We start from the raw sequence: 21,746 nt of genomic DNA on the forward strand, positions 1-21,746 counted from the left end.
GATTTCAAAAAAAAGAATGAAAAACTGGGATGGAGGTCCAGGAGGAAGGGCTGTGCCCTTCCTCCTGGCGGGGTTTGGGGCGGAGCCTCAATAAAATCTTTCTTTCCAATTTTTTTTATCCAAGGGCTTAATGGACAGCCTCTGAAGAATGGCTATTGGATCTGTTTGAAGGGTCGATGCGCACGGGATCGCGAATTTTGAAATTCAGGAAGGTGAACGCATGGTCGAGAGACATGGGTGGCCAGGGGTGGAGAACATGGGGCGATACGGGGCATGGATCGTCATGACTTTCTTGTTTTTGATGGTCAACACCGTGAAGGCAGAGAACAACACCCTGACCGTTGTCTACTCCGGCAATCTGGAAGGTCATCTGGAACCTTGCGGCTGTTCGCCGGAAAGCGATTTTGGCGGTCTGGATCGACATGCCGTCCGGCTGGACCGGCTGCGGGTCGAGCGTCCGGAGGCGGTCTTGGTTGCCAATGGCGGGCTTTTGTCCGGAGGGGGTGCCACGGAGCGCGTCAAGGCTGAATTCATTTTGCGTGGTTTTGATTTATTGCATTATGACGCTGTGGGTTTGCATTGGTCCGATCTGGCTTATGGGCAGGAGTTTTTGGCCCGGAATCCGTTGCCGTGGGTGGCGAGCAACTGGCGCGGAGCCGGCTTTTCCGGGGAACGGGTGATCCGACGCCATGCCCGTGAGATTGTGTTTCTCTCCTGGCTGGATCCGGAACAAGGTCCCAAAGCCGGGGATGGACGGGCCATCTATCCGGTCGATCCGGCGCTGGAAGCCTTGGCGCAACGGATTGCCCTGGCCAAAAAACGCCCTGCCCTGGTGATTCTGGCGACAAACCTGGACATCACCCAGGCCACACGTTTGCCTCTGGCCGGCGTGGATCTGCTGCTTTTGGGAGCCGGTGCCGATGAATCCGTTGCCGAACCGGTTCGAATTGGCCAAACACTGGCCGTGCGTCCGGGAAAATGGGGCATGCGGCTGGGCATCCTGAACCTGCATCTGAATGCCGAGGGCAACGTGGTCGATTGGCAACATCAGGTGGCTGATCTGGGGGCCGACCTGGGGCAGGCACCCCGCATGGCTCCCTGGTATGCGGCATACACGGAACAGGTCCGGGTAGCCAACCAGGAACGTATTGCCCGACTGCGCGCCATGCGACAGGGACATATCGGGCCATTTGTCGGGGCCGAAAAGTGCCAGGGTTGTCATGAGCGCCAGTTCCAGGCCTGGCGTGAGACGCCCCATGCCCGCGCCCTGCCGACCCTGGAGCGTGTCCACAAGGATTTCGATCCGGATTGTCTGATCTGCCATACGGTTGGATTCGGTCAGACAGGTGGATTCGTGGACCAGGGGGTGACCCCGCATCTGGCGAACGTGCAGTGTGAATCCTGCCATGGTCCCGGAGAGGAACATGCCCGGAATGGAAAAGCCGCCATCGTGCGTCCCGCACCGGATCAGATCGAATCTCTCTGTCGGGGTTGTCACAACACCTTGCATGCCCCGGCCTTTGAGCTGAAACACGCCCGCAACCGGGGGGTTCCATGTGCAAAAAAATAAAAAAAACTGAATGAAAAAATCCCGGATTCCGGGTAGTGTTCCACACCTGTTCTCAAGGGTTCCCGAAACAGAAAACTCAACAAGCACGCAGTGGGGAAGTCACGTAACATGGCCACCATCACCATGGAATTGCCCAACACTCTCTTCTCTTCCATGAGGCGTTCTCCTGGAGAGTTTGTCACGGAAATGCGCAAAGCCGCCGCGATTCACTGGTACCAAAAGGGTCAGCTTTCCCAGGAAAGAGCTGCCGAGGTTGCAGGAGTGGATCGGACTGATTTTCTGCTCCTCCTGGCGTCGGAAAAGGTGGATGTCTTTGCTGTGGACATGAAATCCTTGCGCCAGGAGTTGAACATTGCCTGAACCAGTCATCATCAATGCTTCACCATTGATCTTTTTGGCACGTTCCCGGCATATCCACCTGTTGCAGCATTTGCATCGTCCAATTCTGGTTCCTCACCCCGTGGTGCAGGAAATCCGCGCCAGGGGACCACATGACCCAACGGTACGGGTGTTGAATGAAACGACATTAACCCGGCATCTGTCGCGTGCTGCGTTGGCCAGATTGCCAAATTGACTCCCTGTGCAAAGTACATCATAATTCGCGGGTTGGGATTTGTTCAGGAGCTGGAGGTCTGATCCGGGATTTTGCCCCGGATCCCCATCCTCTCTCTTATAATTTGTTTTTTTTGGAGAATCCTTCCCATGCCCACCATTCGCCGTGCCCTGATCAGCGTTTCCGACAAGACCGGTTTGACGGAATTTTGCCGGGAACTTGTGTCGCTCTCTGTCGCCATTCTCTCGACTGGCGGCACGGCCCGCCTGTTGCAATCCCAGGGAATTCCCGTCACCGATGTGGCCCGGCATACCGGCTTTCCCGAAATGCTCGATGGCCGGGTCAAGACGTTGCATCCCAAAATTCACGGCGGTCTGCTGGGCGTGCGCGACAATCCGGAACATCAACGGCAAATGGCGGAACAGGCCATCGATCCCATCGATCTGGTCGTCGTCAATCTCTATCCCTTTGAACAGACGGTGGCCCGTCCGGGTTGTTCGCTGGCTGAAGCGATTGAAAATATTGATATCGGTGGTCCTTCCATGTTGCGCTCGGCGGCCAAGAATCATCGCTTTGTCACCGTGGTCACCGATCCCGCCGACTATGCCCCCCTCCTCGCCGAAATGCGTGCCCAGGGGGGAGCCGTGTCGGAAAGCACCAACGCCAGACTGGCCCAAAAGGTGTTTGCCCGCACCGCCGCCTATGATGCCGCCATTTCCAATTGGCTCTCATCCCTGGATGACCAGGGTGTCCCGCAACTGTTTCCAGCCACCCTGACCCTGCAATATCATCGCACCCAGGAGATGCGCTACGGGGAAAATCCCCACCAGAGAGCAGCCTTCTATGTGGAAACAGGCGTCCGGGAACCTTCGGTTGCCAACGCCCAGTCTCTCCAGGGCAAGCCCCTGTCGTTCAACAACATCAACGATGCCAACGGGGCCTTTGAACTGGTCAAGGAATTTTCCGAACCCACGGCTGTGGTGGTCAAGCACACCAATCCCTGCGGTGTGGCCACCGATCCCGATCTGCTGGCAGCCTATCGCAAGGCACGCGATACGGATCCGATCTCTGCCTTTGGCGGCATTCTTGCCTTCAATCGCCTGGTCACGGAAAGTCTGGCCCGGGAAATTGCCACCACCTTTGTGGAAGCGGTCATTGCCCCGGGGTACGATCCGGGTGCGAGGGCCGTTTTTGCCGAGAAAAAAAATCTCCGCCTGTTGCAGGTCCCGGACCTCGCTTCCGGCAACGTGGATGCGGCGGCCATGGACCTGAAACGGGTGGTGGGCGGCATGCTCGTTCAGCAGCGTGACCTGGCCCCGGTGGATCGTCACACCTTGAAGGTTGTGACCCGACGGGCACCGACCGAGGCGGAAATGGCCGATCTCTTGTTTGCCTGGAAAATTGCCAAGCATGTCAAATCCAACGCCATCGTCTATGCCAAGGCACTTTGCACCGTCGGGGTGGGGGCCGGACAGATGAGCCGGGTGGATGCCTCCCGCATCGCCGTCTGGAAAGCCAATGAGGCCGCCACCAACGCCGGACGTACCGACAATCCGGTGGCCGGTACCGTGCTGGCCTCGGATGCCTTCTTCCCCTTCCGCGATGGCGTCGAGGCCGCCGCCGCCGCAGGTGCCCGGGCCGTGATCCAGCCGGGAGGGTCCGTCCGGGATGAAGAGGTCATCGCCGCTGCCAATGAACACGACATGGCCATGCTCTTTACCGGTATCCGCCACTTCCGGCATTGACCGTCCCGGCCTGCCTGGCGTCGCGGCACATTTTTGTGATCTGCTGTCTGGAGTTTCCATCCCGCTGTCTGGAGTTTCGATCATGCATATGCGCAACTGGGTAGCCTCTTTCATGACCGTCCTGGTCCTCCTTGGCGCGGTAAGTCTCCACGCCGATGAAGCTCAATATCTGGCCTGGCGGCAGCAACAGGATTGGGACTCCCTGTTCCAGGCCTATCTCAAGGAAGATACCTACGCCCTGATCGGCATGGGAAACTGCCATGTCTACTCCGAACCCGGGTGCAAGCAGGACATTCTCTCCGGAACGAATCTCTGGTCCAAGGCCGCCGCCAAGGGTGAGTATTGGCTTTTCAACCGGTTGGTGATGACCCTTGCCGAAGGCACCGACGTGCGTGGCGTGGATCCCGGCCAACTGCCCATGTGGAAACCTCTCTGTTCGGTGGCGGTCCTGATCCGTGACCGGTTTCAGGAGCAGATGATCGAGAGCAAAGGCAAGGCCTATCTGGGGTTGTGTTTCATGGCCGGCAGGGAGGGAATCAGCAAGGACCCGACCTACGGCTTTGCACTCCTGGATTGGGCCGCCACCCAGGACCGTTTGCCCGATGCTGCCGATATTCTGGCCGACATTTACAATAATGGTCACTACGGCGTCGGCATCGACAGGATCAAATCCGCCTATTATAAAAATCTTGCCGCCAGCCATCGTCAATATTTGGAAGCGGTCTATCGTGCCCGGATACAGGCGGCCAATCCCGGCCAGACACAGCCTGCCATTCCCGGCCAAACACAACCTGCCAATCCTGAATACGGCATCGACGCCTGGGATCCCAACAATCCCATGCCAGGCAAAGGAAAATAAACCATGCAGCAAAATGTCGGAGGAATGGACCGTGCATTGCGGATTGGGGTGGGCGTGATTCTGTTGGCTTTGGTGTTTGTCGGTCCCAAAACCCACTGGGGATGGATCGGCCTGCTGCCACTGTTGACCGGTCTGGGCAGCTTTTGCCCCGCCTACGCGCTGTTCGGCATCAATACCTGTCCAACCGGGAAATCCTGAGAGGCTGTCCATTAACCCTCGGATAAAAAAATTGGGAAGAAAGATTTTATTGGGGCTAGTGTAGAGTGGAGGAGATGTCTCAACCCTGTCGTGGGAGGTAATTGTGCCCGACGCCGGTTCCGACGAGCTGACCGATCAGTTGCAGCAGCAAGCCGTGGCATGGAGCAGTGCCTTCGCCAAAAGCGACCACTTCGCGTCACTGACCGATACGGAACGCCATTGGGCTGCGTCGATCATCCTGGAATTTGTCCAGGCCATGCATCTCGTCCACAATCGCCCGGTGCGCCGCTGGACCGCGCAAAGCATCACGGAGTGCTGCACCCGGACCCTGCCTGCCCGGGTTACGGCACCGGAGGATTTTTTTCAGGCCGTGGCCCCGGTCCTGAGCGGATTGATTCTCCATCTGACTGCCGAGGAACTCCTGACCAATGGTCCGGTTTTGATCCGTGCCCTGCAACGCGCCCGGCCACGCATCGTGGCCCAGGCCTCCGATCCCGACAACTGGAACATGACCAAAACCCTGTTGACCCACGCCGTCAACAAGGGACACGATCCAAAAAATCCCCATGACATGGAAGCGTTCCTGGACCGGATCCACGCCGGGGAAATTCCCGAAATTCTGCCCTTTCCCGGTCGTCATGGCCGTCGTGCGTCCCCCCCGGCCATCGTCAAACAACTCCCGGTCAGCGCAAAAAATCCCCAGGTGTTCGAGCAGTTGCAAACGATGGTCGGGCGGATCGCCCAGGATCTGGCCAAAAACAGGTCACCCGATCTGACCGACGAGCTGGTCACCCTTCTTGAGCAACATCCCAACCTGCTCCTGGACATGTTGTCCATGCTGGCAACCCGGATGCAAAACGAAGAGGAAGTCGGCGATGATCCGACCCTGGAAGCCTGGTTCATGATTCTGGGTTTTCATCTGGAACAGATCCGGTATGGCATGGAACGAAATTTTACCTGGGCCATGCAGCTCATTGCCACCTTTCAGACGGAAGCGGCCCGCATGGCCCGGGAAGAGTCGTTATCCCCCATGCTGCTGAATGCCGTCATCTCCTCACTCCATGAAGCCCGCCTGCAACCAGCACCGGAACTTCTGGATGTCTACGAGAGTGTCATGGAAAAAGCGGTCCCGACCCAGTTGCCGACCGCCAGGGAGATGCAGGGAATCCTTGACTCCATCTTTGCCGATGCCGACGACGATGTGTTCCAGGTCCATGCCCAGATGGATCACATGTTGCGCATGGCCCCTCCGGAGATGCAAACCGTTCTCGTCCAGGAGCTGGAGCGGTTGCAACGCCCGACCATCACGGAAGCCCTGGCCCTGTTCGTCGTGCATCCGCAGGCGGTGCTGCGGCAAATCGCCCGGGACTCCCTGCTCCGGATTTCTGCCGGAATCACGCCGGATACCCTGCGCCGCCTGATCGTGTTGCGCAACTGGATTCCCCCGGCGGAAAGACCCCCCCTCGACCAGACGATCCGCACAGCCCGGCAGCGCGGTGTCCCTTGCGCCCAATGGCCGGGAGGGGAGAGCGTGGTCAACCGCTATGCCCTGACCATGGATGGCGGAGGGGCCATGGGTTTTTTCCTGCTCTCCCGGACCGCCCGCCAGCAACGACTCTCCTCGGTCCTGGCCAAGAGCCGGGTCGGCATTCTGGACGCCTGGAGCGGTGAAGCCCTGTCACAATCCACCATGCGGCGGCAAGTCCGCGACCAGATCACGGCGGAAGGCTTTCAAACCGTATCCGCCCTTTTTCCCACCCTGGTCGTCAAACACCATCTGCAAGTCGGACTGGAACAAGGCCAAACCCCGCCAGCCGGACTGTTGCAGGTTGCAGAGACCGTTGCCGCCACCGACTGGCAACCCGACCCCGTCAATCTGGCCGAGTGGCTGCAAACCATCCGTGACGCCGCCCACATGCAAAAAAACACCACGGACAAGGCCATCATTCAGTCCAGCCACATCTGGTCCCGGGAAGTGGATATCGTCCAATCCTGGTACATGGAAAGTCAGGCCCTGGTGGATTATCTGCATGCCCACCGCCATGAGCGTCCAGCCACGCTCAGGGCCGGGATCATCAAGGAATTTTTCGAGCCGGCCCGGCAGGAGTGGGCGGAGCGGTTTGCCTGGACCGCCCTGTGGCTCCATGAGCAGCCACCCGGCAAAAACAGACAGCCTCCCCCCCTGGCCGCCCATTTTGCGCTGCTGGGCCAGATTCTTCTCCAGGAGTACCCCCTGGCCAGGATTCCCTTCATGGAACTCATGGCCATCCGCACCATCGAGGCCCTTCAGGCCATGCCGCCCTTCTGAAGACAGGTTGCGTTCTTCCGAAAAAGGAATTTTTGCACATCTTTAATGCCCACAGAAGAAGGGCAATGGTGTTTTTTTTGAATTGCAAGCATATGAAAAACAAGCAAGCCAGCATAAAAATATCAAGATTGGCGACATGGGGGATTGCACACACCCGGGTTTGTATATACTGTTTCGCAAATTTTACAAACTGAAGAGTCGGAATGGTGCGCTGTAGACACAGCGTGGCGGATCTTCAGTTGGAACCACATGGGCCGACCTCACGCGAGACGGCTTCCCCCCAGCTTCGTAAACGGGAACCAAGGGACATGAGCATATCCCAAAAAGCCCTGGATACTCTCCAGAAACGCCGCGAGGCCGTGTTGACGGCCGGCGGCAAGGAAAAAGTCGCCCAGCGACATGCCAAAGGTCAACTGACTGCCCGGGAACGTCTGAATACCCTGTTCCAGGAGGGAACGTTCCAGGAAATCGGCACCCACATCCAGCACACCTGTACGCACTTCGGCATGACCGGCAAAGATATTCCGGCAGACGGCGTGGTTGTGGGCACCGGATTTGTCGATAACCGGCAGGTGGCTGCGGTCAGCCAGGATTTCAATGTGGTGGCCGGAACGCTCGGCAAAATGCATGCCCAAAAGATTGTCCAGGCCATGCAATATGCCCAACGCATGGGAATTCCCGTCGTGGCCTTCAAGGACTCCGGCGGTGCCCGCATCCAGGAAGGGGTGGATGCCCTCTCTGGATATGGCCAGGTGTTTTACCAGAACGTCATTCTCTCCGGGGTTGTCCCCCAGATTGCGGTGATTCTGGGACCCTGCGCCGGGGGGGCCTCCTATTCGCCGGCCCTGATGGACTTCATCATCATGACCCGGCAGAATGCCCAGATGTTCATCACCGGCCCCCAGGTGATCAAGGCCGTCACGGGCCGGGACTGCACCATGGACGAAATCGGCAGCGCCGAAATTCATGCCACGGTCAGCGGCAATGTCCACGTCGTGGCCGATGATGACCAGCATGCCATTCAACTGGTCAAGCAGCTCCTTGGTTACCTCCCCTCCAACAACACCCACGATCCCCCACACAAACCGTGGGCCGATCTGGATCTCTCCGATGACCCGGAACTGAACGGCATGGTCCCGGATGATCCCAAAGCCCCCATGGATGTCAAAAAAATCATCGCCCGGCTGGTGGACAACGGAGAATATTTTGAAATTCACGCCGGTTTTGCCCGCAACCTGGTGGTCTGCTTTGCCCGGATCCAGGGCATCGTGGTCGGCATCATCGCCAACCAGTCCATGGAACAGGCCGGCTGTCTCGACATCGACTCCTCGGACAAGGGGTCCCGCTTCATCCGCTTCTGCAACGTCTTCAACATTCCCGTGGTCAACCTTGTCGATGTGCCGGGCTTTCTGCCCGGTGTCGAGCAGGAACGCGGCGGCATCATTCGCCACGGTGCCAAGATGCTCTTTGCCTACGCCTCGGCCACCGTGCCCAAACTGACCATCATTCTGCGCAAGGCCTATGGCGGTTCATACCTGGCCATGTGCAGCCCGGAAATGGGTGCCGATGTGGTCTACGCCTGGCCCACCGCCGAAATCGCCGTCATGGGTGCCGAAGGGGCGGTCAATCTGCTCTACGGCAAGGAATTGAAGGACGCCGCCGACAAAAAGGCCAAAACCGCCGAGCTGGTCCAGGATTATCGGGACAATTTCGCCTCCCCCTACCTTTCGGCAGCCCGGGGCTATGTCACCGATATCATCGAACCCGCACAAACCCGGGCCTACCTGGCCCTGGCCCTGCGCAAGTCAATGAACAAGCGCGAACTGCGGCCCCTCAAAAAGCACGGTAACATTCCTCTTTAGAGTGCGAACCCAAGCGGAATGAACCCAGGAGTGCTGAAATCATGAGCATGTTGGATGTCATCCTGAAATCCCTGACCGCCTACGCCCTGCTGATCGTCATCGGCTTTCTCGCAGCCTATATGATCCAGATCATCGTCAAGGTCCTGTCAGCCCAGGGTCAGCAGGCTGCGGTCGCGATCAAGCCCGAAACGCGGTTACCCGCAACGACAGTTGTAGCAACAAGTGGTCCACCCACGCATCATCTGGTGGCCATCGCCGCTGCCGTCTATACCATGAATCGTCGGGTGCGTATCGTTCACCTCAAATCCGACAGCGGCGTTGACGTTCCCTGGACTTCGGTCGGCAGGTCTCTGCATCAGGCCTCCCACCAGGTCCGCCGTTAAGTTGAAACTCCCCTTATCCAGGAATCCACCAGGACGGAAATTGCGATGGAAAGAAAACTGCGAATCACCATTGAAGGGACCCAGTACGAAGTCCATGTCCAGGACATCACGGAGGGCGAAAACACCCTCTATCCCGCGCCCGGCATGCGGGCCGATGCTCCCCCACCCAAGCCATCGACGCCCGCCAAGGCACCCGCCCCTGCCAAGGCAGCCGCACCCGCTGCTGGTGGTGGCGGTGGTGAAACCGACCGCCTCGCTCCCCTGGGTGGCGTGGTCGTCAAGGTCCTCGTCACCGAAGGCCAGCAGGTGGCCAAAGGCGACAAGGTCGTCATCCTGGAAGCCATGAAACAAAAAACCGAAATCCTCGCGCATCGCGCCGGAACGGTCAAAGACATTGCCTGCAAAGAGGGGGATGCCGTGGAAATCGGCGTCCGCCTGATGTCCATCGTCTGACAAAACAGAGCCGAAAAGAAAACAAACGGCGATGTGACGCAACCCCTCTGCAACACCCTGGCAGCCGTGCCGAACCTTTTGACAGCATGAATTGCGCGGTGGTTCAGAGGGGGTTTCAGTCGGCGGCATCGTGTAGAAATCGCTGCCCTTGGGAGACTTCAAGGTGAACCTCGACCTCCTCAATATGTTTCAAGGCATTGCCACTCTGGTCGATGCCTTCCAGCACAATCCGAAAATCGCCTTCATGCGGATTTTCCTCATCGCCCTGGGCGCTCTGCTGATGTACCTGGGCAAAAAAGGGGTACTGGAACCCCTGCTGATGATCCCCATGGGTCTGGCCATGTCCACCATCAATGCGGCGGTCATGTTCGTCCCCGACTACATGAATGTCCCCGCCCAGGGCAAGCATGGCACCCTGTTCGTCAATCCCCTGATTTCCGAAACGAATCAGTTGATGAACATTGTCCAGATCGACTGGCTGCAACCCATCTACACCTTCACCTTCTCGAACGGTCTGATCGCCTGTCTCGTCTTCATGGGGATCGGCTCGCTCCTGGATGTCGGTTTCGTCATGGCCAGACCGTTCCAGAGCATGTTCCTGGCCATCTGCGCCGAGTTGGGAACCGTCATCACTCTCCCCATCGGAGTCATGATGGGTCTCTCTCCCCAGGCTTCCACGGCCACGGCCATCATCGGCGGTGCCGACGGTCCCATGGTGTTGTTCAGCTCGCTGCTCCTGGCCAAGGAGTATTTTGTCCCGATCACCGTCGTGGCCTATCTCTACCTGGGCCTGACCTATGGTGGATATCCCTATCTGGTCAAAATGCTCGTGCCGCGCCATATTCGTGGCATCGCCATGCCCATCGAAAAGCGCATGCCCATCACCCCGGACCAAAAGATCATCTTTTCCGTCATCACCTGCGTGGTCTTGTCGTTGCTCTTCCCGGTGGCCGGGCCTTTGTTCCTGTCGCTCTTTCTGGGCGTGGTCATTCGTGAATCGGGACTGGTGGATTTCATCAAGCTTTTCGAAGGTACCTTCCTCTATGGAGCCACCTTTTTCCTGGGCATGACCCTGGGAGTCCTGTGCGAGGCCGGTACACTCCTGAATCCGGATGTCCTGATCCTGCTCGTTCTTGGTGTCACGGCCCTGACCTTCTCGGCCATCGGCGGCATCCTGGGAGGCTATGTTCTCTACTTCCTGAACGACAAAAAGTTCAATCCGGTGATCGGCATCGCCGCCGTAAGCTGCGTGCCCACCACAGCCAAGGTGGCCCAAAAACTGGTCTCCGAAGTCAACCCGGAAGCCATGATCCTGCCCCAGGCCCTGGGAGCCAACATCAGCGGCGTCATCACCACAGCCATCCTGACCGGCGTGTTGATTACCCTCATGGGTGGCATCCAATAACAACACCATTCCTTGCCGGCACCTTGCGGCAACGGGTTGGGGTGAACAGTCAGTACGGCGGTCGCTTTTTTTCGAGGCGACCGCCGTTTTTGTTTTACACTTTCTGGCGATGATTTTCATCCCAGGTTGCAATCCATAAGAATCAATAAAGTTGGGAAAAAAGATTTTATTGGGGCTCCGCCCCAAACCCCGCCAGGAGGAAGGGCACAGCCCTTCCTCCTGGACCTCCATCCCAGTTTTTCATTTGTTTTTTTTAAATGAACAAGTTATCAGACGGCCTCCTCAGAGGCTGCCCATTAACCCTTGAATAAAAAAAATGGAAAAAAAGATTTCCTCCAACCAGGTCAAAAACACGATGACAATCCACCCCGGAACATTCCTCGTCAGCAGCCTCTCCGGCCCGGAACTCAATTCGGACGAAGCCGATTTTTTGCGCTCGGTGCGTCCGGCAGGCGTGATCTTGTTTGCACGCAATCTGGTTGACCTGGATCAGGTCCAGGGACTCATTCATGCCATACGCCATACAGCATCCCCACCACCCACCCTTTGGCTGGATCAGGAAGGGGGGCGGGTGCAACGCCTGCGCCATCCCTTGACAGCCCACCCAAGCCCTGGACGTTTTGCCGAACTGGAACAACAAGACCCTGTCCGGGCCAGGCAGCTTTCCCGACAGGCGGGCTGGCTTGCGGGGCGGGAATTGACGACTTTGGGGTGTGGCGTCAATTGTGCCCCGGTTTTGGATATTCGTGAATCAGGTGCGGATCCGGTGATCGGTGAACGGGCATTTGGGTGGAATCCACAGCAGGTAATTCGCCTGGCGAGTGCCTGGCTTGACGGTTTCAAGGCAGCCGGAGGGGTGGCCGTCGGCAAACATTTTCCCGGTCATGGTGCCGCCCGGGCCGACTCACACAAGGCCCTCCCCCGCATTGAAAAAGACCGACCTGCCCTGGAAAATTGGGAGTTGATCCCCTTCCGGGAACTTTTATCCCACTTGCCCATGCTCATGACCGCCCATCTGGTGGCCACCGGACTCGATCCGACGCAACCGGCCACCTGGTCCACGCCCATTCTGCATGATCTTCTGCGCAAACAGTGGCAATATCAGGGTCTGGTGGTCTCCGATGCCCTGGAAATGGGTGCCCTGTCCGGTCAATTGGACACACGCGCTGAACGCAGTTTGCAAGCTGGTTGCGATCTCGTGTTGTGTTGCACGGGTCGTCTGGCAGATAATGCCCTGGTCCTGGATGGTCTGGCCCGGACCCTGGCCTCCAACGCCATTCCGGAACCAGCGGCCCTTTTGCAAAGAATAGAACGCATCCTGGCCCCGGCCCGCATCGCCCCAGGCAACATGTCAACCTTGTTTGCCGATCCGGAATACCAGCATTGGCGGCACACTTTGGAAGCCTTGACCGACACCCATTCCGCGCCCGATCCGACGGCACCATCGAACTGAATTTTTTCACATTTTGTTTCAGGAGCAGCTCATGGCCTACGGCAGTCGTCACGTTCCCACCGAACTCCGGCAAATCAACAAGGAACGTCTGGTCCGCATCGTCTGGAACACCGGCGAGCAGATGGAACTGAGCATGGAATTTTTGCGGGTGGTCTGTCCCTGTGCCGATTGTCGTGGTCACACCCCGGAGCAACGCAAGCTCATTGACGGCAAACAGGATGTCACCATCACGGCCATCACGCCGGTCGGTCGTTATGCGGTCAAGATTGCCTTCAGTGACAATCACGATACCGGGGTCTATTCCTGGGAAACCCTCTGGGAAGTCGGCACCGAAAAAGAGACCCTGTGGCAAACCTATCTGGAAGATTTGCAACGCGCCGGCAAACGCCGCAAACCCAACGTATTTCCCATCAAGGCAATCAAATGATATGAATGAACGATCTTGCGTAGACTTCAGTTGATTGCAAGCAATCATGTTATAATAGGCAGTTTATTAACAATTTTCTTGTGACAGGTAATTTATCTTTAATCGCCTATAATATATATGGTATAACACCACCAGAACATTCACAGATTTGATAATTATATTTTCACCTCTACCATCAACTATTTTATACTGACTATTTTTTACGTCAACTTTATCTAGAAACCTTTCTGCGGACGCCAGAGAATCAAATTTTAATGATTCATTATTATTTGTTACAATGATTGGCATTTCCATGGATCCACCACGCACCAGACAATATACACCATCATGTTTTATAGATGCTTTAGACACAAGACTATCAATAGACATGTCGCCAGAGATATCCTTGAGACCCAAATATTTTGTTAATAACTTTATGAGTTTATCTGAGCAATCCAAATCATCTCCTTTTTCTATGACTACTACTTCTATCTCTACATAAGACAAACCAAAGTTTGTTCTCCTTTTTATCTTTTTTGTTGTTAAAATTAATTTTTTACCGTTGGCATCATAACAAACATACGCTGAATTATGGACATCAATCGCCTCAAGGCATGACTCGGCATATTCAATGGAATCATATAGAGAGATATCACCCTGTTCGCTGACAATAATCGGCAATTTGATTTGCATCATTTTTTCCGAATAATATGACGCCTGATATTTATTGATCGATTCTGAAACGAGATATTTCAATAATTTACCAGAACTACCATAAAATTCATATTGAATACTGCTTGTGTTTCCGATATATTCTTTAAGAATCTCAATAAATCTGGACACACAGTTAATACACTTCCACTCTTCGATACAATCAATCACCGCACCAACACGTATGAACCCAAAAAAAATTTTCACGTTTTGTTTGTATCGAACAAGAGTCAGTCTGGTTCCATCCGCATCAAAGGCCTCATGTGCGTCTGAAAATTTTAATAGTTTTAGAACATCTCCAGATGAAAAACAGATTGAAAGACCAAATATATTTTTTATGAACACAGGCAGTTTCATATGCACTCCCAAAAATTCGGTCCCTTTCTCTTTTTTGAAAGGGACCGAAAGGTCATGAGCATCCATGATCGATCATTTCATACCACAAAATCTTGTGGTGACCATATCATTCATGGTTCCTGCATGACAAACGGATTGATTTGATTGACCAGATTTCCCTGCTCGTCCCGCATGGCGAGCCACTCGTCGATGGCGACACGGTGCCATGTCTGGCAAGGCCAGGTGCAGTAGGTGATCTGGCCATCGACGGCATGGATGACGATTTGATTTTCTTCTGCATTCGTAAAGCTGATCTGGGCGATATTCATAAGCTCCTCACAGTTCGGCATCAAAGGTAATGAAACCATTACTGTTTGTAAAGCCAGCCAATACGCAATGCCCTGTCGTAAAAGGAGAACCTGGGCAGTTGAGATCCAGACTGATTCTTGATGTTGTCGCTTGAATATTGGCACTCCCATTACAAGATACACCATCCACATTGAGATCAGACAAAGAGCTGAACGTGACAGATGGTGCCACTCGCATTTTCGTTCGATAGTGTATGACACCTCTGAAGGTGTTGGTGCTGACAACTTGCCCAACAGCGAATGCACCACCTCCTTCCTGTGCCAATTTGGAGAAATACCGTTCACATTCTGACTGCTCCGCAGCGACAGACTTTTTCAAGAAGGATGTTGCCGAACTCCCAATTTCCAACTGAACGTTAGCGATGTCCAGATTCCCTGTCCAACTCCAACCCCAAAAATTGATCTTGAGGCTGGATCCTGACCCGATTGTTTTACCACTGAGTGACGGCAGGGTTGCCGTCAAAACCACACGCACCCAGTCGGATGGAAGAGTCAAGGTCAATTCTGTTGCCCCGACCAACACGGATGCAGAACCACCAGAACCAAAATCCTGGTACATGATCAAGCTGAAAGGATTTGAAGTTGACGTGGCCGGACCTCTGACATACACGGAAACAGTGACACTTTTCCCGACAAGTGTCTGGACATTTTCGATTTTGTAATACCAGCCGCACCCTCCAACATTATTGTTACTCACGATATGCAGGTAATATTGCGGTTCACCCGGGACGGCTGTCTGACCAAGAGTGAATTCCTGGCGGGAGGCTGTCGCCGTGACATCGTGCGTGGTATAAAACCAATGGCGATCCGCTGTCAATACGTGGTTGTTCCCACTGCTCCAGGAAGTTCCCCGCTGCCAGATGTCAAAACCGCCATTGATGACGAAATTTTTCCCGGCACCAGGATCCGGCTGAACAAGTTCATATCCGGTTTCGGCGGCATTGACAAACAGGCTTTTACCGAAATCACCTGTTGTGATGGGCGGCAGGTGCAGTCCTGCCGCATAGCCAGCAGCCTGGGCGGCTGAATTGGCAGCATTGGTGGCAGCGGTTTGGGCCTGGGAAGCGGAGGTTGCCGACGCATCGGCGGATGCGGCTGACTCGGCAGCCGATGCGGCAGCCGCTACCACATCGCCCGGCAGGCCATTCATGATCTGGAACCAGCCACTGCTCGCATTATAGCGCAGGGAGATGATCGTGTTGGCCACGATATCCCCTGCGGTCAGGTCTGAACCATCCAGGCGACGGATTGGCTTGACACCAAGCCCATTGACATTGATGGTGCTGGCCCCGGTATTGGTATGGGCCGCCTGGAATTGCACTTCCTGGCCCGTGACATACCCGGAAGGTGCCAGGGGCAGTGCCACAACATGGGCATTCACCGCTCCCGTATCCTGGGCAAAACATATCTTGCCTTTTTTGATCAGATCAACATCGGGAAGTTTGGTCAGGCCGGTTTCGATCTGATCGAAAATTTCATTCAGGGCGGTACAGCGTGCCGTGGTGTGTTCCACCAGACGGTTGGTAAAATTAAAATAGTCGTTGCTCATCGAACCATCCCTCGCGGACTGAAGTGCAAAGTGATGCCGTGGATCAGATGCGGCTGTTCCTCGACACTCCGGGAAATGATGCTCATGCCGATATTGGTACCGACTCCGTCGATCCTGGCCTCGGCGGTGCCGACCTGCTGGCTGTCCCAGATGAATTCCGACCATTCGGCTTCATTCCAGGTCCCCCCACCGCCATGGATGTCAAACATTTGGACCAAAGGCGTGGGTATTTCCGGGTTGCCATAAGAATAGGTCGGCAGGATTTGAATCGAAGTCGTTGGACTGGCATCGATCTCCAGGAGTGCCTTGCGGAACCGCTTGCGATTGGCAGGCAGGCCAAGATGATAAAACGGCAAACGCAGGAAGGCCGTCACTTCCCCACCATCAAATGAGTTGCCGGAATCCACCTGATAGACAAAGCCGTCATCGGAACCGATAAACAACTTTTCCTGGCCACTTTCATCTTCCTGTGAGCAGGCGCAACAGACCGGCAGACCATAATCGACCGGGACAAAGGCCGGAGGCCGACCCGGCACCAGGGTGCAGAGCATACCGCTGTTGTCGGAGAAAAAAACCCGATATTGGTTCTTGCTGCGCACCCGCAAGGCCGCCAGAACCAGACCGGACCTGAAGGCAAACCAGGGTTGCACCTCCTGGCTGAGGGTGCCGGCCTGGAAATCACCGAACTCCTGGACGGCGGACAATTGCCGCAAACCCCGATCATCCAGGTAAATGGGGCGGCCCATATCCTGGATGGACCAGGGAATGGCTCCGGATTCACCGGAGAGCAGATCCAGACGCCAGTCGGCTGAACTTGTGCCATACAGGGCATGGGTGGCATTCCGGCAAAAAATGGCCATGACCCCGCCGACCGTTGCAAGCATGCCGGTGATTTCATCGCCCAGGGCAATTTCCCCGGCACCGATACTCACCTGCCAATCCAGGGGTTCGCCTATGCCAGAGTGCTGGAGGGAACCGCCGGGAAACGAGAAAAACAGGTGCTTGGCATGTGCAGCCAGATGGGTTGGGCGATCATCCAGCATCCCTGTCAGAATGTAGGTGAACACCTCTCCATCCCACTCAAAACCTGGATTGACCCCGTTGACACCATACATGCGTCGGGTGGCGGCATGACCAAAAAAGTTGTGATTGACACACTCGAAACGACCGCCCGGCAACAAAACCTGTGGAAAATTTTCTCCATCGGCAAAGGCGGCACCCATGGTCGAGTGAATGGCCTCCGCGTCGGCAAAAGTGCCCAGGACATCGTACAGGACCAGACGACCTTCGGCATCATCCGTTTCCCAGTTGCCGCTGGTGACCAGGATCCGTTTGATGGTGGCGCTGGCCCCCGAGGTCATGCCCAGCAAGGACTCTCCCTCTGCAAAGGCCAGGGTGCCCCCATGGAAAAAAAGGATTTCGCCCAGATTGCATGCCTGCCACCCAGAGGGGCTGCTGCGATACATCAGGCATTGGGTTCCCTCTGCGTCATCCCGAAAGGCATAAGTGGTGCCGGAGTAGAGCCACACCCCACGCACCACTCCCGACCCTGGCAGGGGCTGAATCCGCTCTCGGGCAATGGACCTGGCCTCCTGCAACCAGAGCGCATCCTTGACTTCGTCCGCGATTCCCCTTTCATGTTGCGATCCGGATGCCACGGCAACAGGTTGCGCCATGACTTCCAGGGTTTCTTCCGACTCGAAAGTGCCGACGACATCGCCCAAAACCAGATAACCAATTGCATCGGCATTGGCATGAGAACCGGATTCCAGGATGCCGTCTGCCAGAGCCATGCCCGTGGCTCCCGACAGGGACCCGGTCACCAGGTCACCCTTGGCCACCATGGCGATCCCGAGTTCATAGCGTAAAATCCAGTAGCATGTGGCACTGGGAGCCGTCTGCCCATCGAACCGTTCAAACCCTTCGATGCGGCGATACCCGCCACCTGGTCCAGGTTCGTAGTTGCATCCCGTCAACAACCGGCCTGGGACAATGGCAAGCGGGGGCGTGATCAAATCCATGCCCCCACCAAGAGGAAAGTAATGTGTCTTGACGGTCATGCCAGGGATCCTCCATGCAGTTCCGGTGTATCCAATTGGTGTCGTTCCAGGTTTCTCATGATGACCCGCAGGCGGTTGTCGGCGGCTGTGTACATTTCCGGTGCCTCTTCATGGGCGGCGTAATACAACAAGGCGAGTTGAACGATGGCCTCGTGAAACTCTTCGGGAAGGCCTGGTATATCATTGTTGTTCGTCATGCGGCTGGCGCGTCGGTAGCAGACACCACGCACGGTATAGATGGCATCCGGAACCGGACCCAATTTGATCAGCCTATCTGGACTCAACGTCAACAGAGAGGGTGGTCCGACGACCGAGATTCCCGAGCCGTACCGTCGCCGCCATTCCCGGTAATCGGCATAGGGCAGATATCCTTCTCCGGCAGGTCCGATCGATTTCCGGTAAAAACTCAGGGAATCCTGCCGCAAACGCCCCAGGTATTCCAGATCCAGGGAGGTCAATGTGTAAGAACCAATCCCGGCAACGGTATCGAAGGAAAACTCCTGCCACATCCAATGCCAGTTGGGCCGTGAATTCTGGATTTCCACCCAGGCATCGTTGACCCACTGGATGATTTTTTCGTAAACGCCAGATTGACCGGTAACGGCGGGGGGTCCGTTGCCGGACACCCCCGCTTCCCGGCGGACTTTCTGGCACATTTCCAGAAAAGTCGCCATGGGTCACTCCTCGAACGTGGTCGCTACCGGGGCGAACGAGAATGGGTAGGAGAGTGTTTCCCTGGGGTGAAACTCGCCATTTTCATCCTGCTCGAAATGGGTGGTGCGGGCATTCTGCAACGCCTCGACAAACTTGCGTGGCACCTGCACCGGCTTGCCCCGGGGAATGAGCATCAACGACCCGTTGACGGCCACCGGCACGGGACGATCCCCGCCCTTGCCATCGCTGCGTTGCAGATGAATCCGCATGGCATCTCCTTCCACGTTGTTTTCCAGATCATTTTTTTCTTCGCTTTGCTCTTCCTTCACGTCGATCTCCTCAAAACCTGCTTGACGAATCCGCTCACGCATGGTCTCTGCTCCCAGATTTCTGGGAAGATTGATCCCCAACAAATCCCTGGCAAATTCCTGCATTTGCGACCGACTGGCCTCGGCCAGCACCACTTTGATCTTACCCATGGCAACACTCTCCTCAACAAGACAGATGCCGGGGATATCCCGACATCGGAAAAACTTTCGGTATTAACATCAGAATGCGTTCTTCCCTGAACCTGGATGCCAGCCGGCGGTGCCAGGAATGGTCAGACTGTGGTCAGACTGCGATCAGACTGTGGTCAGACCTGGTTAATAACTGTACGCGCTCCGATCATCCCAGACCTTGTCAAATTCCGCGTTGCCATTGGCAAAGCGCGCCGAGACCGGATTGCCATCCGTATAACTGATCTTGCGAATCTGCCAGATGCCATCCGAGGTCAACCCGCCTGGCTGCGCCAAGCCGATATATTCCGGATTGTCGTTTACATCGTAGGATGTCAACCGGTCCAGATACTCTTCCGTGCCAATTGTTGTCTGGGGTGGTCGCGTGGATGTTCCTGTGGGTGTTTTCATGATGTGATTCTCCAAAGTTGTAATGGTTGCCATCAGGCATTGCTACCGGTTTTCAAAACACTCCTGACTTTGCCGGCACAACACGTCAAAACCAATCTGTCCATCCAACAATCCTATTGTGCCATCTGGTCAGGAAGAGGCCAGTTCCCAGGCAGGATGTCCGGCATAACGATGCAGGGATGTCAGGCTGGTTGGTCTGGTTCCCTGGCCATCCAGATCTGCAAGATACGTCAGCATCGATGCAGGCACGGACCGCTGGGAAACCGTGTGGCCATCTGCATCAGGAACAATCGCCTGCATGGCCAGGACCAGCCAATCCAGATCATGCCCGGCAATGGTTTCTTCCAGAGTTGCCAGTGGATCCGGGTCTTCCATGTCAATCAAGGCATGGGTAATGCGCCGTCCATTGACACTTCGGGTTCCGGGCATCACCCCGGATGGCCATTCACCCTGGAAACGATGAATGGTGTTTTGTACGGATTCTGCCAAAAGAGCAAAATTTGTTTCGGTCGGCATGTTGATCAACACGTCGTAGATCATGGAAACTCCTCCTCGATTTCACCAACAGTTTGCGCTGCACTCAGGATCATGACATTGGCAATCACAACTGATTCCGCAACCCCTGCCCCCAATGTGATATACGTATCACTGACAAAGGCACCATCATAAGTTGCCACGGAACTCCAGGACCATGATCCTGAATCGGAAATATTTTTTGCCCCGATTTGCATTTCATTCGTTGCCGCTTGCCAACGCACGGCGATGCGCCAGCGTTTGCCGCAGGTCGGCACTGCGGCCACGCTGGCCGTATTGGTTCCGTCCGTGGTTTTGAAGGCCTGGGCGGCAAAATCATAACAGGCCAGGGATGCAGCCGACCCGGACAGACTGACCAGGCCCACGCTTCCGGTGGTCACAAAAACAGATGATTGCAGGAATGGCAGTTCCATCTCAAGGATCAAGGTTCCGGCAGAGTCGGAATAATTTCCGGCTGACGGCCATTTGCAAACCTCGCCAGCCCTGGTCAGAATGGAGCTGGTCGTGAAGATCGGCGTCGTTGAACCAACGCCAACCTCGACCTGCATATTGTCGCAAATCACTGTGGGTGTTTGTCCCTGGTTGGCCCAGTTCCATCTGGTGGATCCGCCGATAGCCGGATAGAACCCGTATTGGTAGTGCCCTGTGTATGATCCACCGTGGCGGATGTGCCACCAATCGCCAACCAGGGACATGGTAAAGGTGGGCGTCCCAACTGGCGGGTTCACGGCTGTCAGTGAATACGTCCCGTTGTCAATGGCCAGATCCGGTTGGGCAGTATCAATATATGTTGATGCAACATGTTGACAAAATCCAAAATAGTTGGTCGCCGTCACGTCCTTTTTGACGAAAAACGATGTGACAACTTTCCCCTGCAGGGTGTAGTATTCTGTTTGTCGTATTCCAAACCATGCAGTTTGCGTGACTGCCACAGCACTGTTTGCCACACCATCGATGCCGGTAGCGGTTTGAGATATTGATACATTGCTACCAGACCACATGTATCCGGAATAATTCCTTGAATAGTAGGTATAATTTGTCCTGGACGGTTCAATCAGCAACCCGAATCCGTCCTGATCATACCAGGTGACACCATGGTGTATGGCTGTCGTCACACCGGCAGCCGACCACACGCCACCTGCATAGGTTCCCCCCCATACCCGGTGAACATGGGATCCGACCTCAACCCAGATATGGCTGGCCTGTTTGACGGTGGCGGAAGAGGCGCGAGTAAAAGTCCCGGTGCCACTTCCCACGCGCAGGTTGACCGGATCAACTGAATTCATGGCAAAAGAAACAAGATTTGGAGTGGTTGATCCTCCTGTGGATATTAAAAATGGTGAGTTCCAGGCAACTCCCGGAGCCACTGTAAAACGTCCATCGCAGGAGACCCATTTAAAACGGCCACCTTCATGATCATAGAATTTTATC

The 21,746-nt window shown here is 55.6% G+C and carries 22 protein-coding genes; 13 read left to right on the forward strand and 9 right to left on the reverse strand.

What is annotated here, in order from left to right:
* Positions 1-220 precede the first annotated feature (220 nt).
* The 13 genes from HQL65_07745 (at position 221) to HQL65_07805 (ending at position 13,216) form a co-directional block, all read left to right on the forward strand.
* Complete coding sequence (locus HQL65_07745; protein MBF0136117.1) at positions 221-1,570, forward strand: hypothetical protein; 1,350 nt, start codon at positions 221-223, stop codon at positions 1,568-1,570.
* 108 nt (positions 1,571-1,678) lie between these two features.
* Positions 1,679-1,930 carry a UPF0175 family protein gene (locus HQL65_07750; GenBank protein MBF0136118.1) on the forward strand — a complete coding sequence of 84 codons (252 nt, stop codon included), beginning with the start codon at positions 1,679-1,681 and terminating at the stop codon, positions 1,928-1,930.
* The gene (locus HQL65_07755) at positions 1,923-2,144 is read left to right on the forward strand and encodes a hypothetical protein (GenBank protein ID MBF0136119.1); all 222 of its coding nucleotides are present in this window, start codon (positions 1,923-1,925) and stop codon (positions 2,142-2,144) included. Before HQL65_07750 ends, HQL65_07755 begins: the two co-directional genes overlap by 8 nt.
* A 128-nt stretch (positions 2,145-2,272) precedes the next feature.
* Entirely contained in the window at positions 2,273-3,868 is a 1,596-nt protein-coding gene (purH, locus tag HQL65_07760; protein MBF0136120.1) for a bifunctional phosphoribosylaminoimidazolecarboxamide formyltransferase/IMP cyclohydrolase, read from the forward strand.
* 82 nt (positions 3,869-3,950) lie between these two features.
* On the forward strand, positions 3,951-4,727 hold the full coding sequence (locus HQL65_07765; GenBank protein MBF0136121.1) for a hypothetical protein: 777 nt from the start codon (positions 3,951-3,953) through the stop codon (positions 4,725-4,727).
* A 3-nt stretch (positions 4,728-4,730) separates the two neighbouring features.
* The gene (locus tag HQL65_07770) at positions 4,731-4,925 is read left to right on the forward strand and encodes a DUF2892 domain-containing protein (protein ID MBF0136122.1); all 195 of its coding nucleotides are present in this window, start codon (positions 4,731-4,733) and stop codon (positions 4,923-4,925) included.
* A gap of 103 nt (positions 4,926-5,028) precedes the next feature.
* On the forward strand, positions 5,029-7,233 hold the full coding sequence (locus tag HQL65_07775; protein ID MBF0136123.1) for a hypothetical protein: 2,205 nt from the start codon (positions 5,029-5,031) through the stop codon (positions 7,231-7,233).
* Between the two features lie 308 nt (positions 7,234-7,541).
* Positions 7,542-9,095: an acyl-CoA carboxylase subunit beta gene (locus HQL65_07780; GenBank protein MBF0136124.1), complete on the forward strand. Its 1,554-nt coding sequence runs from the start codon at positions 7,542-7,544 to the stop codon at positions 9,093-9,095.
* A gap of 41 nt (positions 9,096-9,136) precedes the next feature.
* On the forward strand, positions 9,137-9,478 hold the full coding sequence (locus tag HQL65_07785) for a hypothetical protein (GenBank protein ID MBF0136125.1): 342 nt from the start codon (positions 9,137-9,139) through the stop codon (positions 9,476-9,478).
* 45 nt (positions 9,479-9,523) lie between these two features.
* Positions 9,524-9,931 carry a biotin/lipoyl-binding protein gene (locus HQL65_07790; protein ID MBF0136126.1) on the forward strand — a complete coding sequence of 136 codons (408 nt, stop codon included), beginning with the start codon at positions 9,524-9,526 and terminating at the stop codon, positions 9,929-9,931.
* Between the two features lie 184 nt (positions 9,932-10,115).
* The gene (locus HQL65_07795) at positions 10,116-11,336 is read left to right on the forward strand and encodes a sodium ion-translocating decarboxylase subunit beta (GenBank protein MBF0136127.1); all 1,221 of its coding nucleotides are present in this window, start codon (positions 10,116-10,118) and stop codon (positions 11,334-11,336) included.
* 355 nt (positions 11,337-11,691) lie between these two features.
* Positions 11,692-12,789: a beta-N-acetylhexosaminidase gene (nagZ, locus tag HQL65_07800; GenBank protein MBF0136128.1), complete on the forward strand. Its 1,098-nt coding sequence runs from the start codon at positions 11,692-11,694 to the stop codon at positions 12,787-12,789.
* A 31-nt stretch (positions 12,790-12,820) separates the two neighbouring features.
* On the forward strand, positions 12,821-13,216 hold the full coding sequence (locus HQL65_07805; GenBank protein ID MBF0136129.1) for a DUF971 domain-containing protein: 396 nt from the start codon (positions 12,821-12,823) through the stop codon (positions 13,214-13,216).
* Positions 13,217-13,282: 66 nt separating this feature from the next.
* Here HQL65_07805 and HQL65_07810 read toward each other — a convergent pair whose 3' ends face one another.
* The 9 genes from HQL65_07810 to HQL65_07850 all read right to left on the reverse strand — a co-directional run bounded on the left by HQL65_07810 (position 13,283) and on the right by HQL65_07850 (position 21,601).
* Positions 13,283-14,329, reverse strand: a complete 1,047-nt coding sequence (locus HQL65_07810) for a hypothetical protein (protein ID MBF0136130.1) — start codon at positions 14,327-14,329, stop codon at positions 13,283-13,285.
* 44 nt (positions 14,330-14,373) lie between these two features.
* A complete protein-coding gene (locus tag HQL65_07815; GenBank protein ID MBF0136131.1) occupies positions 14,374-14,571 on the reverse strand; it encodes a hypothetical protein in 198 nt (65 codons plus the stop codon).
* A 7-nt stretch (positions 14,572-14,578) separates the two neighbouring features.
* Positions 14,579-16,159 carry a hypothetical protein gene (locus HQL65_07820; protein MBF0136132.1) on the reverse strand — a complete coding sequence of 527 codons (1,581 nt, stop codon included), beginning with the start codon at positions 16,157-16,159 and terminating at the stop codon, positions 14,579-14,581.
* Positions 16,156-18,219, reverse strand: coding sequence for a hypothetical protein (locus tag HQL65_07825; GenBank protein ID MBF0136133.1), 2,064 nt, complete (start codon positions 18,217-18,219; stop codon positions 16,156-16,158). The genes HQL65_07820 and HQL65_07825 overlap by 4 nt, the downstream gene beginning before the upstream one ends.
* On the reverse strand, positions 18,216-18,893 hold the full coding sequence (locus HQL65_07830) for a hypothetical protein (protein MBF0136134.1): 678 nt from the start codon (positions 18,891-18,893) through the stop codon (positions 18,216-18,218). The genes HQL65_07825 and HQL65_07830 overlap by 4 nt, the downstream gene beginning before the upstream one ends.
* A gap of 3 nt (positions 18,894-18,896) precedes the next feature.
* On the reverse strand, positions 18,897-19,352 hold the full coding sequence (locus tag HQL65_07835; protein ID MBF0136135.1) for a hypothetical protein: 456 nt from the start codon (positions 19,350-19,352) through the stop codon (positions 18,897-18,899).
* A 165-nt stretch (positions 19,353-19,517) separates the two neighbouring features.
* Entirely contained in the window at positions 19,518-19,781 is a 264-nt protein-coding gene (locus HQL65_07840; protein MBF0136136.1) for a hypothetical protein, read from the reverse strand.
* A 129-nt stretch (positions 19,782-19,910) separates the two neighbouring features.
* A complete protein-coding gene (locus tag HQL65_07845) occupies positions 19,911-20,321 on the reverse strand; it encodes a hypothetical protein (GenBank protein ID MBF0136137.1) in 411 nt (136 codons plus the stop codon).
* Positions 20,318-21,601 carry a hypothetical protein gene (locus tag HQL65_07850; GenBank protein MBF0136138.1) on the reverse strand — a complete coding sequence of 428 codons (1,284 nt, stop codon included), beginning with the start codon at positions 21,599-21,601 and terminating at the stop codon, positions 20,318-20,320. The genes HQL65_07845 and HQL65_07850 overlap by 4 nt, the downstream gene beginning before the upstream one ends.
* Positions 21,602-21,746: the final 145 nt, after the last annotated feature.

The organism is Magnetococcales bacterium, from assembly GCA_015228935.1.
In the GTDB taxonomy this organism is placed as follows: Bacteria; Pseudomonadota; Magnetococcia; order Magnetococcales; family DC0425bin3; genus HA3dbin3.

What these genes read in the sequence shown, in the direction of transcription:
- HQL65_07745 (MBF0136117.1), top strand. Translation starts at nt 221, where the DNA reads ATGGTCGAGAGACATGGGTGGCCAGGGGTGGAGAACATGGGGCGATAC.
- HQL65_07750 (MBF0136118.1), top strand. Translation starts at nt 1,679, where the DNA reads ATGGCCACCATCACCATGGAATTGCCCAACACTCTCTTCTCTTCCATG.
- purH (MBF0136120.1), top strand. Translation starts at nt 2,273, where the DNA reads ATGCCCACCATTCGCCGTGCCCTGATCAGCGTTTCCGACAAGACCGGT.
- HQL65_07765 (MBF0136121.1), top strand. Translation starts at nt 3,951, where the DNA reads ATGCATATGCGCAACTGGGTAGCCTCTTTCATGACCGTCCTGGTCCTC.
- HQL65_07770 (MBF0136122.1), top strand. Translation starts at nt 4,731, where the DNA reads ATGCAGCAAAATGTCGGAGGAATGGACCGTGCATTGCGGATTGGGGTG.
- HQL65_07780 (MBF0136124.1), top strand. Translation starts at nt 7,542, where the DNA reads ATGAGCATATCCCAAAAAGCCCTGGATACTCTCCAGAAACGCCGCGAG.
- HQL65_07785 (MBF0136125.1), top strand. Translation starts at nt 9,137, where the DNA reads ATGAGCATGTTGGATGTCATCCTGAAATCCCTGACCGCCTACGCCCTG.
- HQL65_07790 (MBF0136126.1), top strand. Translation starts at nt 9,524, where the DNA reads ATGGAAAGAAAACTGCGAATCACCATTGAAGGGACCCAGTACGAAGTC.
- HQL65_07795 (MBF0136127.1), top strand. Translation starts at nt 10,116, where the DNA reads ATGTTTCAAGGCATTGCCACTCTGGTCGATGCCTTCCAGCACAATCCG.
- nagZ (MBF0136128.1), top strand. Translation starts at nt 11,692, where the DNA reads ATGACAATCCACCCCGGAACATTCCTCGTCAGCAGCCTCTCCGGCCCG.
- HQL65_07805 (MBF0136129.1), top strand. Translation starts at nt 12,821, where the DNA reads ATGGCCTACGGCAGTCGTCACGTTCCCACCGAACTCCGGCAAATCAAC.
- HQL65_07810 (MBF0136130.1), bottom strand. Translation starts at nt 14,329, where the DNA reads ATGGATGCTCATGACCTTTCGGTCCCTTTCAAAAAAGAGAAAGGGACC.
- HQL65_07815 (MBF0136131.1), bottom strand. Translation starts at nt 14,571, where the DNA reads ATGAATATCGCCCAGATCAGCTTTACGAATGCAGAAGAAAATCAAATC.
- HQL65_07820 (MBF0136132.1), bottom strand. Translation starts at nt 16,159, where the DNA reads ATGAGCAACGACTATTTTAATTTTACCAACCGTCTGGTGGAACACACC.
- HQL65_07825 (MBF0136133.1), bottom strand. Translation starts at nt 18,219, where the DNA reads ATGACCGTCAAGACACATTACTTTCCTCTTGGTGGGGGCATGGATTTG.
- HQL65_07830 (MBF0136134.1), bottom strand. Translation starts at nt 18,893, where the DNA reads ATGGCGACTTTTCTGGAAATGTGCCAGAAAGTCCGCCGGGAAGCGGGG.
- HQL65_07835 (MBF0136135.1), bottom strand. Translation starts at nt 19,352, where the DNA reads ATGGGTAAGATCAAAGTGGTGCTGGCCGAGGCCAGTCGGTCGCAAATG.
- HQL65_07840 (MBF0136136.1), bottom strand. Translation starts at nt 19,781, where the DNA reads ATGAAAACACCCACAGGAACATCCACGCGACCACCCCAGACAACAATT.
- HQL65_07845 (MBF0136137.1), bottom strand. Translation starts at nt 20,321, where the DNA reads ATGATCTACGACGTGTTGATCAACATGCCGACCGAAACAAATTTTGCT.
- HQL65_07850 (MBF0136138.1), bottom strand. Translation starts at nt 21,601, where the DNA reads ATGAATTCAGTTGATCCGGTCAACCTGCGCGTGGGAAGTGGCACCGGG.